The sequence below is a fragment of the Streptomyces montanus genome, from assembly GCF_005786655.1.
In the GTDB taxonomy this organism is placed as follows: domain Bacteria; phylum Actinomycetota; class Actinomycetes; order Streptomycetales; family Streptomycetaceae; genus Streptomyces; species Streptomyces sporangiiformans.
The window spans coordinates 1-12,801 of the sequence record NZ_VBZC01000070.1; the positions used below are offsets into that span (position 1 = coordinate 1).

Sequence of the window (12,801 nt, forward strand, 5' to 3'; positions counted from 1 at the left end):
GGACCGCCGCGGCGGCCGCCGCCGCCCAGGCCGCCGAAGCCTCCGCGCCCCGCGCCGTCGGCAGCTCTGCGCCGACCGCCGCCGCTGCTGCTTCTCTGTGCCGCCCGTCGGGCCTCGGCACGGCCACCGTACGGGCGCTCCTCCTCACCTCCCGAGCCATAGGAACCGGAGGGAGACCCGGTGGCGCCTCGCGGTGCCGCACGGCGGCCGGAGGCCGAGCCTGTCAGGCCGCGTCGGGCCGCGGCGCGTCCGCCGCCTTGCGGCTGCGGCGGTTTGCGACGGTGCTCGCTCATCGAACGATTACTCCTCGGGCAGGCGCACCCTTGCGCGCCTGGAAACGGCGGCTGGTTTCCGGTCCCCCCAAAGTACGGATGCGGTCGTTGTGGCATTCACCCGTACTGCACCGAGGACGAGGACGTCACCAGACGTCACTTGGTTCCCGGTGATGTGCATGGCGCACAGACTACGCACCGGCAAAACCCGCAGAGCGCCGAAGTTCGACTCAAATCGGGCAACTCGAATCCCACGAATCGGTGATGTTCACCATGCCCCCTCTTGTCGCATGCGGAAGGCCGTTCTATCGTGTTGATGTATCGAGTCGATACATCAGCTCGGCATAAAGACCGTCACGGCGGGGCCGCGGCAGAGAGGAGGCGACGATGAGCCGGCGTTCCGGGATCCTCGAGTTCGCAGTTCTCGGCCTGCTCCGCGAATCCCCGATGCACGGCTATGAGCTGCGTAAACGGCTCAATACGTCACTGGGTGTGTTCCGTGCCTTCAGCTACGGGACGCTCTACCCCTGCCTCAAGACGCTGGTCGCCAACGGCTGGTTGATCGAGGAGTCCGGGGGTGCCCGCGAGGAAGCCCTGGCCGCTCCGCTCGCGGGACGCCGCGCCAAGATCGTCTATCGGTTGACGGCGGAAGGTAAGGAGCACTTCGAGGAGTTGCTCTCGCAGACAGGTCCTGACGCGTACGAGGACGAGCACTTCGCCGCTCGCTTCGCCTTTTTCGGACAGACGTCCCGGGATGTACGGATGCGGGTCCTCGAAGGCCGCCGCAGTCGTCTTGAGGACCGTCTGGAGAAGATGCGTGCCTCATTGGCGCGCACCCGGGAGCGCCTCGACGACTACACCCTTGAGCTCCAGCGACACGGGATGGAGTCCGTGGAGCGCGAAGTGCGCTGGCTGAACGAGCTCATCGAGACCGAGCGGGCCGGACGGGACCAGCGGCGTCCCGACTCCGACGGTTCCGCTCAGCAGGACAGCACATCTGGAGAGTCGGGCGGCCTGCCCCGGCACGGGGACAGCACCCGGCCGGATCCGTCCGACGACACCGCCACGTGAAGTCCGCTCAGGGCTTCACCGAGTACACACAGGGAGCAACCGGAATGGGTTCGGTTCGCGTAGCCATCGTAGGCGTGGGCAACTGCGCCGCCTCACTGGTACAGGGCGTCGAGTATTACAAGGACGCCGACCCGGCCGCCAAGGTCCCGGGGCTGATGCACGTCCGGTTCGGCGACTACCACGTCCGTGACATCGAGTTCGTCGCCGCCTTCGACGTCGACACGAAGAAGGTCGGCCTCGATCTGGCGGACGCCATCGGCGCCAGCGAGAACAACACCATCAAGATCTGCGACGTCCCGAACTCCGGTGTGCCCGTCCTGCGCGGTCACACTCTGGACGGTCTCGGCAGGTACTACCGCGAGACCATCGAGGAGTCCGCCGAGGCCCCGGTCGACGTCGTCCAGGTCCTCAAGGACAAGCAGGTCGACGTCCTGGTCTGCTACCTGCCGGTGGGCTCCGAGGACGCGGCGAAGTTCTACGCCCAGTGCGCCATCGACGCCAAGGTCGCCTTCGTCAACGCCCTTCCGGTCTTCATCGCGGGTACCAAGGAATGGGCGGACAAGTTCACCGAGGCCGGCGTCCCGATCGTCGGTGACGACATCAAGTCGCAGGTGGGCGCCACGATCACGCACCGCGTGATGGCGAAGCTGTTCGAGGACCGGGGCGTGATCCTGGACCGCACGATGCAGCTGAACGTCGGCGGCAACATGGACTTCAAGAACATGCTCGAGCGTGACCGCCTGGAGTCGAAGAAGATCTCCAAGACGCAGGCCGTCACCTCGCAGATCCGTGACCGCGAGCTGGGTGCCGACAACGTCCACATCGGTCCGTCCGACTACGTCGCGTGGCTGGACGACCGCAAGTGGGCCTACGTCCGCCTCGAGGGCCGGGCCTTCGGTGACGTTCCGCTGAACCTGGAATACAAGCTCGAGGTCTGGGACTCCCCGAACTCCGCGGGTGTCATCATCGACGCACTGCGCGCCGCGAAGATCGCCAAGGACCGCGGCATCGGCGGCCCGATCCTCTCCGCGTCGTCGTACTTCATGAAGTCCCCGCCGGTCCAGTACTTCGACGACGAGGCCCGCGAGAACGTCGAGAAGTTCATCAAGGGCGAGGTCGAGCGCTAAGACGCTTCGCTTTGAGGGCCGTTGAGGGTCCCCGGGTCGTACGCCCGGGGACCCTCAACGTATGTGAGGCTGTGCCCATGGCTGTCGTACGTGACCTGCGCGTACTCCTGCGCTTCCGGAACTTCCGGCGTCTGCTCGCCGTGCGGCTGCTGTCTCAGGGCGCGGACGGGGTCTATCAGGTCGCGCTCGCGACGTACGTCGTCTTCTCGCCGGAGAGGCAGACCTCGGCGGCCGCGATCGCCTCGGCTATGGCGGTGCTCCTCCTCCCGTACTCGCTCGTCGGCCCCTTCGCGGGCGTTCTGCTGGACCGCTGGCGGCGTCGCCAGGTCTTTCTGTACGGGAACCTCCTGCGGGCGTTGCTGGCCTCCCTGACGGCCATCCTGATCGTGAGCAGCGTGCCGGACTGGCTGTTCTACGCCTCCGCGTTGTGCGTCACGGGGGTCAACCGGTTCGTCCTGGCGGGCCTGTCCGCGGCGCTGCCCCGTGTCGTCGACTCCGAGCGCCTGGTGATGGCCAACTCCGTGTCGCCCACGGCCGGGACGCTCGCCGCGACCGCAGGTGGCGGTCTCGCCTTCGTCGTACGGATCGTCGTCTCGGACTCCGACGCCGCGGTCGTCCTCGTCGGTGCGGCGCTCTACCTGTGCGCGGCGCTCGCCTCACTGCGCATGGCACCGGAACTGCTCGGCCCCGATCAGGAGTTGGTGCAGCCGCGTCTGAAGGCGGCCTTGGCCGGTACGGCACGGGACCTGAGGGCCGGCGTGCGCCATTTGGCCGAGCCCGCACGCCGCGCGGCCGCCTGGGCACTGGCCGCCATGACACTGATGCGGTTCTGTTTCGGCGCCCTGACGGTGATGGTGCTGATGCTCTGCCGGTACGCCTGGTCGTCCGGGCAGGATGACGACGGTCTCGCTCTTCTGGGGCTTGCCGTGGCGATCTCCGGGGCGGGTTTCTTCGCCGCGGCGGTGGTGACACCGTCGGCGGCCGGGAGGCTCGGGCCGGGCGGCTGGATCGTCGCCTGCGCGGGATCCGCCGCGGTCCTGGAACCCGCGCTCGGTCTGTCATTCACCCAAGCGCCCATACTGGTCGCGGCCTTCGTCCTGGGCCTCACCACCCAGGGCGCGAAGATCGCCACTGACACAATGGTTCAGTCGTCCGTCGACGACGGCTTCCGCGGCCGGATCTTTTCCGTGTACGACGTCCTGTTCAACGTCGCCTTCGTGGCCGCTGCCGCGGTGGCCGCTCTGATGCTGCCTCCTGACGGCCGCTCAGTCCCCCTGGTGGTAACGGTGGCCGTGATCTACGCAGCGATTGCTGCGTCTATGGCCCGCTTTGCACCTCAGTAAGTGTCACATCAATGACACAGAGCCTTTTTGAGCTACAGAGTTGTCAGTGGGGGCCGATAGCTTACGTGCGTCTTACTTCGCGCCACGCGCTCCTAACGTTCTAGGGGGACCCCAAGTGACCACTCCGCCGCCCCAGGGCCAGAACCCATTCGCTCAGGGACAGCCGCCTCAGGGCCAGAACCCATTCGCTCAGGGACAGCCGCCTCAGGGGCAGACGGCACCTCAGGGCTACCCGCAGCAGCCGGCGGCGCCGTACGCCCCGGTCCCGCCCCAGCGACCGAAGCGTGGCATCAAGCAGTACCTGCGTATCGCTGTCGTGATCGTCGGCCTCATAGCTGCGGGCATCGGTTGGATGGCGAGCCGTGACGACGCCAACACCGCCAAGGTCGGCGACTGCATGAGCATCGGCAACCCGGACAGCGCCACCAACCCGGAACTCGAGGTGGTGGACTGCGGCAGCTCCAAGGCCGCCTACAAGGTCGAGCAGAAGAAGTCCGACGACTCCGGCTGCGACCGCAACAAGTACGCCGAGTACACCGAGACCGGTGGCAGCAGCGACTTCACCCTCTGCCTGTCTGAGTACTCCGCCAAGTAGAGGTCACCAACGCCGAGGGCCGTTGTTTCACGTGAAACAACGGCCCTCGGCGTATGCAGATCTTGCGGCAGCGCCGGGTCATGTTTCACGTGAAACATGACCCGCATCGCACGCCCTCAGCTTTGCGCGGCCCACCACTCCTTGAGCGCCGACACCGCGGCGTCGTACTCCATCGGCCCGTTCTCCAAGCGCAGCTCCAGCAGGAATTTGTACGCCTGGCCGATGACCGGACCAGGACCGACGCCCAGGATCTCCATGATCTGGTTGCCGTCGAGGTCGGGCCGGATCGCGTCCAGCTCCTCCTGCTCCTGCAGCTGGGCGATGCGCTCCTCCAGACCGTCGTACGCGCGGGAGAGGGCGGCGGCCTTGCGCTTGTTACGAGTGGTGCAGTCGGAGCGTGTCAGCTTGTGGAGGCGGTCGAGCAGCGGGCCGGCGTCTCGCACATAGCGGCGGACCGCGGAGTCCGTCCACTCTCCGGTGCCATACCCGTGGAAGCGGAGATGCAGCTCGACCAGTCGGGCAACGTCCTTCACAAGGTCATTGGAGTACTTGAGGGCTGTCATGCGCTTCTTGGTCATCTTGGCGCCCACCACCTCATGGTGGTGGAAGGACACCCGGCCGTCCTTCTCGAAACGGCGCGTGCGTGGCTTACCGATGTCGTGGAGCAGCGCGGCAAGGCGAAGAGTGAGGTCGGGACCGTCCTCCTCCAGCTCCATCGCCTGCTCAAGCACGATCAGCGTGTGGTCGTAGACATCCTTGTGCCGGTGGTGCTCGTCCCGCTCCAGGCGCAGCGCGGGCAACTCGGGCAGCACGCGCTCGGCGAGCCCGGTCTCCACGAGCAGCGTCAGCCCCTTGCGCGGGTGCGCGGAGAGGACCAGCTTGTTCAGCTCGTCCCGGACCCGCTCTGCGGAGACGATCTCGATGCGCTCACTCATGGCCTTCATCGCCGCGACGACATCTGGTGCCACCTCGAAGTCGAGCTGCGCGGCGAAGCGAGCGGCCCGCATCATCCGCAGCGGGTCGTCGGAGAAGGACGCCTCCGGGGTGCCCGGTGTACGCAGCACACGATCCGCCAGGTCCCTGAGACCGCCGTGCGGGTCGATGAACTCCTTCTCCGGCAGCGCCACGGCCATCGCGTTGACGGTGAAGTCGCGGCGTACGAGGTCCTCCTCGATGGAGTCGCCGTAGGACACCTCGGGCTTGCGTGAGGTCCGGTCGTACGCCTCCGAGCGGTACGTCGTCACCTCGATGTCGAAACGCTGAACAGCGTCTCCGACGCGCGCGTCCTTCTGCGCCCCCACCGTCCCGAAGGCGATCCCGACCTCCCACACGGCATCCGCCCACGGCCGCACGATCTTCAGTACGTCCTCAGGGCGGGCGTCGGTCGTGAAGTCCAGGTCGTTGCCCAGCCGGCCCAGGAGGGCGTCCCGGACCGAGCCACCCACCAGGGCGAGGGAGAACCCGGCCTCCCGGAAACGACTGGCGAGATCATCGGCGACGGGGGACACCCGCAGCAGTTCACTCACCGCGCGGTGCTGCACCTGGCTCAGTGCACTGGGATTGTCTTCGTTGGCGTTCGGCACAACAGAAAAGGGTACGTGGCGCGGGTGGCCGCGGTCGCCCCCATTGAGCGGGCCTGGGTGCTTCCCGCTGGGCGCACCCGGGCGCCTCTGGTAATAGATGCACATACGGGACAGCCCTGTACCGGATTCCGATCTTGTAGTGCAGACCGCGGCACTTCCCTTCAGCGCGCATCGTTACCATGCCTGGACGCACATTCCGACGACCACTGACGACGACGAGGGACGGGCGAGCGCGTGGCCGAGGCGGCAGAATTCCAGGGGATGAGTCCCTCACCTGCCCGCCGGTGGTTTCGGCGCACCGGAGCACTGCTCGCGGCGGCGCCGCTGCTGGCCGGCCTTCTCCAGCTGCCCGCCTCACCCTCCGCTGACGCCGCCGAGCGCACTGCCGTCGCCGACGCAACCGGGGCCAGCACGGTCGACGTCTCCCTGGACTCGCTCACTCCCAGCGTCCCCTCGGAAGGGGACACGCTCACCGTCTCCGGCAGGATCACCAACAAGGGCAAGAAGACCATCACGAGCGCCCACGTCGGCCTCCGCGTGGGCCCGACGATGGACGGCCGGTCGGCGATCGATGACGCCGCGAGGAACAACCCGTATGCGGGCAGGGAAGTCGACGACAAGTACACCCAGGAGTTCCCCAAGCTCGCGCCGGGCGTCCCACAGACCTTCAGCATCTCCGTCCCCGTGGACAAGCTGGACCTGGGCGCAGACGGCGTCTACCAGCTGGGGGTCACGCTCGCCGGGCAGACCGCAGCACAGCCGTACGAGCAGATCCTCGGCATCGAGCGGACGTTTCTGCCGTGGCAGCCCGACGCGGCGGACACGAGGACGAAGACGACGTACCTCTGGCCACTGATCTCCAGCTCCCACATGACGGCCGAGACGGATTCCAACGAGCAGCAGACCCCCGTCTTCAACGACGACGGCCTGGCCGCGGAGCTCGCGCCCGGCGGCCGCCTGCAGCAGCTCCTCGCCCTCGGCAAGGACCTTGACGTCACCTGGGTCATCGACCCGGATCTCCTGGCCTCCGCGGCCGCGATGGCGCGCGGCTATCAGATCCGGAGCGACGGCGAATCCACCACGCCGGGCAGGCAGCAGGCGGTGGCCAAACAGTGGCTCGGCGAGCTGGAGGAGACGGTCCAGGGCAAGGAGATCGTCGCCCTCCCCTTCGCCGACCCGGATCTGGCGTCACTGGCCCACAACGGCAAGAAGGTGACCAGCTCGCTGAGCCACCTCAAGGACGCCACGGACGTGGCCGCCACCACGGTGGAGTCGATCCTCCATGTGACGCCCAGCACGGAGTACGCCTGGCCCGTGGACGGCGCTATCGACCCGTCGATCGTCAAGGTCGCCACCTCCGCCGGCGCCGACACGGTGATCGCCCGCAATGACACCCTGAAAGAGACCGGCAGCCTTCCGTACACGCCGACGTCGGCCCGCCCCATCGGGGGCGGCACCACGGCGGTGGTCGCGGACGCCCGCCTCTCGCAGGCGTTCCAGGGCGACATGGCGGTGGCCGGCAACTCCACGCTCGCCGTGCAGAGGTTCCTCGCCCAGAGTCTGATGATCAACCGGCAGGCACCGGACAGGCAACGCAGCATCGTGGTCGCCCCGCAGCGCATGCCGTCCGCGAGTCAGGCCCAGACGATGGCACAGGCGCTCACGGCCCTCGAGGACGGCAACTGGTCGCAGTCGGCGGGCCTGTCCGCAGCCACCAAGGCCAAGCCGGACCCCGGCGCCGCCACACAGGTCCCGTCGGCTTCCTCGTACCCCTCCTCGCTGCGCAAGCAGCAGCTGCCGCAGGCGGCCTTCGAGCAGATCGAGAACACGCAGTGGAAGCTCGACAACTTCCAGGTGATCCTCACGGACGAGTCCCGCGTGGTCACCCCCTTCGGGCGGGCCATGAACCGGGCGATGTCCACGTCCTGGCGAGGCCATGCTCCCGACGCGGTCGTCTATCGCAGCGGTGTGGAGTCGTATCTCAACGACCTCGTCAAGCAGGTCAGACTGATCCAGAAGTCCGAGGCGAAGCTGTCGGGCCGCAGCGCCACCATTCCCGTCACCGTGCAGAACAACCTCGTCCAAGGCGTCGACCACCTGGTGCTGCGCCTGACGTCGGAGCAGCCCACCCGGTTGCGCATCGGTGATCGTGCCTACTGGGAGCAGCCGGTGGAGGTGTCGGGCGGGCACAGCCAGTCGGTGAAGTTCACCGCGAACGGCCGCGCCAACGGCCGGGCCTCGGTGGTCGCCCAGCTCTACACCGAGGACGGCGAGAAGTACGGCCCTGCCGTCACCTTCGACGTGAGGGTCACCGAGATCACTCCCACGGTGATGCTGGTCATCGCCGGTGGCGTCCTGCTGCTCGTGCTGGCCGGATTCCGGATGTACACACAGCGCAAGCGCGCGACCGCCCGGCAGGCCGAGAAGGAATCGGAAGACGGCTTCGAGACCGACGACGAGACGGACGGTCCCGAAGAGGCTTCCGACACGGAGTCGGGGGCAGACGCCCCGGAGCAGCCGAGTGACCCTTCACCGGACACCGCACCGGAAAGCACCGAGCCGTCCGCCACGGGTGAGAGAGTGGACCGTTGAGCGATGTCGTGGCCGGTGGGCCCGGGGACGATGAGGTGGGGTAACCATGAACGCGCCGTACGAGGGTGACCACGGCCAGGGCGTGGGCGGCTCCGGCTACCCCGACGGCCCGCCGCAGGGGCCGCCGGAGCCCGGCCACGGCCAGGTGCCACCGCAGCCCGCCGCCGACGGGCGCCTTCCGGATGCCTACGCGCAGGACGGCTACCCCCAGGACGGCTACCCCGAGGACGCCTACCCCCAGGACCCGTACACCCAGGACGCCTACACCCAGGATCCGTACCGGGCACAGGACCCCGCCGCCCAGGACCCGGTCGCCGAGGCACTGTACGACCGTGCCGCGCACCCCCCGCCGTCGCCCGGCACGTATCCTCCGCAGCCGCTCTACGCCCAGCCGCCCCAGTCGCCCCACGCCCCCGACCCCCGGGTGTGGGCGCAGACCCCGGCTCCCGAGCCGGAAGGCCTGACGCAGCATCTGCCGTACGGCGACGACCCTCGTACCACCCAGTTCGTGGGCGTGGACGACCTGGTCGCACAGTCCGGCGCAGAGCGCCACGAGCCGGATGCCTTCGCCCATCTCTTCCGCGACCAGCAGCAGGGCGGCGGGCACCCGCCTGTCAGCCCGCCTGGTGTACCGTCACCGGCTCCCGAGCCGACGCCGGCCGCCGCGCAGTCACCGTCTCAGGTGGCGACACCGGCGCCCGCGCCCGCTCCGAAGAAGGCCGGGGGCCGCGCATCGAGTCTGCTGAAGTCGAGCGCGGTGATGGCGGCGGGCACCATGGTGTCCCGCCTCACCGGCTTCATCCGGTCCGCGCTGATTGTCTCGGCGCTGGGCACCGCCCTCCTGGGCGACACCTTCCAGGTCGCCTACCAGCTGCCGACGATGATCTACATCCTCACGGTCGGAGGCGGCCTCAACTCCGTCTTCGTACCGCAGCTGGTGCGCGCCATGAAGGAGGACGACGACGGCGGCGAGGCCTACGCCAACCGGCTGCTGACCCTCGTCATGGTGGCGCTCGGTGTGCTGACCGGGCTGGCGATGCTGGCGGCCCCGCTCCTGGTCCGTGTGCTGTCGAACCCCGTGGCCACCGACCCGGCGGCCAGGGACGTCGGTGTCACCTTCACCTTGTACTTCCTGCCCACGATCTTCTTCATGGGTATCCACGTGGTGATGGGGCAGATCCTCAACGCCCGCGGCAGGTTCGGCGCGATGATGTGGACGCCGGTCCTCAACAACATCGTCATCATCGTCACGCTCGGAATGTTCCTCTGGGTGTACGGCACCGCCGAAACCTCCGGGATGCAGGTCACGAACATCCCGCCGGAGGGCCAGCGGCTGCTCGGCGCCGGTGTCCTGCTCGGCCTTGTCGTCCAAGCCCTCGCGATGATCCCGTATCTCCGCGAGACCGGATTCCGGCTGAGGCTGCGCTTCGACTGGAAGGGCCACGGCCTGGGCAAGGCCGCGATGCTCGCCAAGTGGACGATCCTGTTCGTCCTCGCCAACCAGGCAGGCGCCATCGTCGTCACCCAGCTGGCCACCGCGGCGGTCGCAGACACAGGAACCGCCGGCACCGGCTTCAGCGCCTACGCCAACGCCCAGCTCATCTGGGGTCTCCCGCAGGCCATCATCACCGTCTCGCTGATGGCCGCCCTGCTGCCGCGGCTGTCGCGCTCCGCCCATGAGGGCGACTCCGGCGCCGTCCGCGACGACATCTCACAAGGGCTGCGCACGACCGCCGTGGCGATCGTGCCCATCTCCTTCGCCTTCGTCGCTCTCGGCATCCCGATGTGCACCCTGATCTTCGGCTCCTCCGGCACCAACGCGGCCACGAACATGGGCTACATGTTGATGGCCTTCGGCCTCGGCCTGATCCCGTACTCCGTGCAATACGTCGTGCTGCGCGCCTTCTACGCGTACGAGGACACCCGGACCCCCTTCTACAACACGGTCATCGTGGCGGCCGTCAACGCCGGGGCCTCGGCGCTCTGCTACCTCCTGCTGCCGACCCGCTGGGCCGTGGCGGGCATGGCCGCCTCCTACGGTGTCGCGTACGCGATCGGCGTGGGCGTGGCCTGGCGGCGGCTGCGGGTGCGGCTGGGCGGCGACCTCGACGGAGCTCGCGTGCTGCGGACCTACGCCCGTCTCGGCATCGCCTCGGTACCGGCGACGCTGCTCGCCGCCGGAGCCTGTTACGGGATCACCCAGGTGCTCGGACAGGGCGTCTTCGGCTCACTTGCCGCCCTCCTCGGCGGCGGCATCGCCCTGCTCGGCGTCTTCTTCGTCGCCGCTCGGCGGATGCGTATCGAGGAACTGAACGGAATGGTCGGCATGGTCCGCGGGCGCCTCGGGCGCTGAGTCGGGGGCACGCGCACAACCATCGTCCGCGATCGCGTGTCGTGCATAGCGGCGGACTGTGGGCACAATTGGCTTTGGCGTCGGACAGCGGGCAATGGATGGGGAGGCAGGAACGACGGTGGCGGAACGGAGCACGGCTGCCGTCGACGTGGCAGACAACAGCGGCGACGAGCCGCTGACCACGAAGGCGGACCAGGCCACAGCCGACGGGGTGGCCCAGAACCGGGAGCAGGACACGGACAGCTCGGAGAGCGAAGAGGCACAGGGGAGCGGCGGGGATGAAAGCCCCGCCAAGCCCTCACCGCCCGAGTTGCACAGCGGCCACAAGCTCGCCAGACGCTACAGGCTCGAGGAGTGCGTCACCCGTCTGGACGGATTCAGCAGTTGGCGTGCGGTGGACGAGAAGCTGCGCCGCGCCGTCGGCGTGCATCTGCTGCCCGCCGACCATCCCCGAGCGCGCTCTGTCCTGGCGGCGGCCCGCTCCTCAGCCCTCCTGGGCGATCCCCGATTCGTCCAGGTCCTGGACGCGGTCGAGGAGAACGACCTCGTCTACGTGGTGCACGAGTGGCTTCCGGACTCCACGGAGCTCACGACGCTCCTGGCGTCCGGCCCGCTCGAGGTGCACGACGCGTACCAGATGGTCAGCCAGATCTCCCAGGCGATGGCTGCCGCACACCGCGAAGGGCTGGCGCATCTGCGGCTGACCCCCGGTTCTGTGCTGCGCTCCTCCTCCGGCCAATGGCGCGTCCGCGGCCTTGCCGTGAACGCCGCGTTGCGCGGCATCAGTTCCGACACCCCGCAGCGCACGGACACGGAGGCGATCGGCGCACTGCTGTACGCCGCCCTCACCCAGCGTTGGCCGTACGAGGACGACGCCTTCGGCCTCTCCGGCCTGCCCAAGGGCGTCGGCCTCATCGCACCCGACCAGGTGCGCGCCGGGGTGCACCGCGGCCTGTCGGAGCTGGCGATGCGCGCGCTCGTCAACGACGGCGCCACCGCGTCCCGCCAGGAGCCGCCGTGCACCACTCCGGAGGAGTTGGTGAAGGCGATCGGCGAGATGCCACGCATCCGCCCGCCGGAGCCCGCGTTCACCGCGCCGCCCGAGTATCAGCGCACCACGTACCAGCAGGGCACGTACGGCCGTCAGACGCCCCCGGGCGCCACACAGCCGATGACCGCTCCACCGCTCCCGTTGCAGAGCCGTACCGGCAAGGCGCTCAAGTGGGCCGTGTCCGCCTTGCTCATCGCCGCGCTGGGCCTTGGCAGTTGGCAGTTGGCGGATGCGCTCATGGAAAGAGGAAAGTCCGACGACACCAACAAGTCGCAGACGACGGACGGCAACGACAAGGACAACGACAACATCAAGCGGCCGGCGAAGCCGATAACCATTGAAGGAGCTCAGGAGTACGTCGCCGAGGGCTCTGCCCAGGCAGCCGACGAAGTGCCCAAGACGTACGACGGCGACAGCTCCACATACTGGCGCACCAAGTCGTTCCTCGGGGGGCCGAAGCTGGCTCCGTACAAATCCGGCGTGGGAATCGTCTACGACCTCGGCTCGTCCAAGGAGGTTTCGGCTGCGTCGATAGGGCTCTTGTACGACGGGGACCACACGACGATCCACCTCTACGCCGCTGACTCGCTGTCTCCCTCAACTTCGGTCAGCGCGATGAAGGAGATCGGGTCCGTCACGACGAGCGGCACCACCGCGAAGATCAAGGCCAAGAAGTCCGTGAAGACGAAGTACGTGTTGTTGTGGATCACGGACGTGCCCAGCGCACCGCGCGACGATTACAGCAGCGCCGGGTACAAGCAGGCGATCACCGACGTAAAGTTCACGGGCTGACAGCCTACCGAGGGGGGAGGGT

8 protein-coding genes are annotated in these 12,801 nt (G+C 68.2%); 7 read left to right on the forward strand and 1 reads right to left on the reverse strand.

Translation table 11 applies throughout. The features are described 5' to 3' along the window. Positions 1–659: 659 nt before the first annotated feature. The 4 genes from FE633_RS39775 (at position 660) to FE633_RS39790 (ending at position 4,408) form a co-directional block, all read left to right on the forward strand. On the forward strand, positions 660–1,343 hold the full coding sequence (locus FE633_RS39775; RefSeq protein ID WP_138050042.1) for a PadR family transcriptional regulator: 684 nt from the start codon (positions 660–662) through the stop codon (positions 1,341–1,343). A 44-nt stretch (positions 1,344–1,387) separates the two neighbouring features. Continuing rightward, positions 1,388–2,470, forward strand: coding sequence for an inositol-3-phosphate synthase (locus FE633_RS39780; protein WP_138050043.1), 1,083 nt, complete (start codon positions 1,388–1,390; stop codon positions 2,468–2,470). A 77-nt stretch (positions 2,471–2,547) separates the two neighbouring features. Beyond that, on the forward strand, positions 2,548–3,813 hold the full coding sequence (locus FE633_RS39785; protein WP_138050044.1) for an MFS transporter: 1,266 nt from the start codon (positions 2,548–2,550) through the stop codon (positions 3,811–3,813). A gap of 115 nt (positions 3,814–3,928) precedes the next feature. Further along, positions 3,929–4,408, forward strand: coding sequence for an LppU/SCO3897 family protein (locus tag FE633_RS39790; protein ID WP_138050045.1), 480 nt, complete (start codon positions 3,929–3,931; stop codon positions 4,406–4,408). A gap of 116 nt (positions 4,409–4,524) precedes the next feature. On the opposite strand, the gene FE633_RS39795 is transcribed toward FE633_RS39790, so the two are convergent. Next, positions 4,525–5,991, reverse strand: a complete 1,467-nt coding sequence (locus tag FE633_RS39795) for a CCA tRNA nucleotidyltransferase (protein WP_138050046.1) — start codon at positions 5,989–5,991, stop codon at positions 4,525–4,527. Between the two features lie 234 nt (positions 5,992–6,225). On the opposite strand from FE633_RS39795, the gene FE633_RS39800 reads away from it, so the two are divergent. The 3 genes from FE633_RS39800 (at position 6,226) to FE633_RS39810 (ending at position 12,779) form a co-directional block, all read left to right on the forward strand. Continuing rightward, a complete protein-coding gene (locus FE633_RS39800) occupies positions 6,226–8,583 on the forward strand; it encodes a DUF6049 family protein (RefSeq protein WP_138050047.1) in 2,358 nt (785 codons plus the stop codon). 46 nt (positions 8,584–8,629) lie between these two features. After that, positions 8,630–10,936, forward strand: a complete 2,307-nt coding sequence (murJ, locus tag FE633_RS39805) for a murein biosynthesis integral membrane protein MurJ (RefSeq protein WP_138050048.1) — start codon at positions 8,630–8,632, stop codon at positions 10,934–10,936. 118 nt (positions 10,937–11,054) lie between these two features. After that, complete coding sequence (locus FE633_RS39810; protein WP_138050049.1) at positions 11,055–12,779, forward strand: protein kinase family protein; 1,725 nt, start codon at positions 11,055–11,057, stop codon at positions 12,777–12,779. Positions 12,780–12,801: the final 22 nt, after the last annotated feature.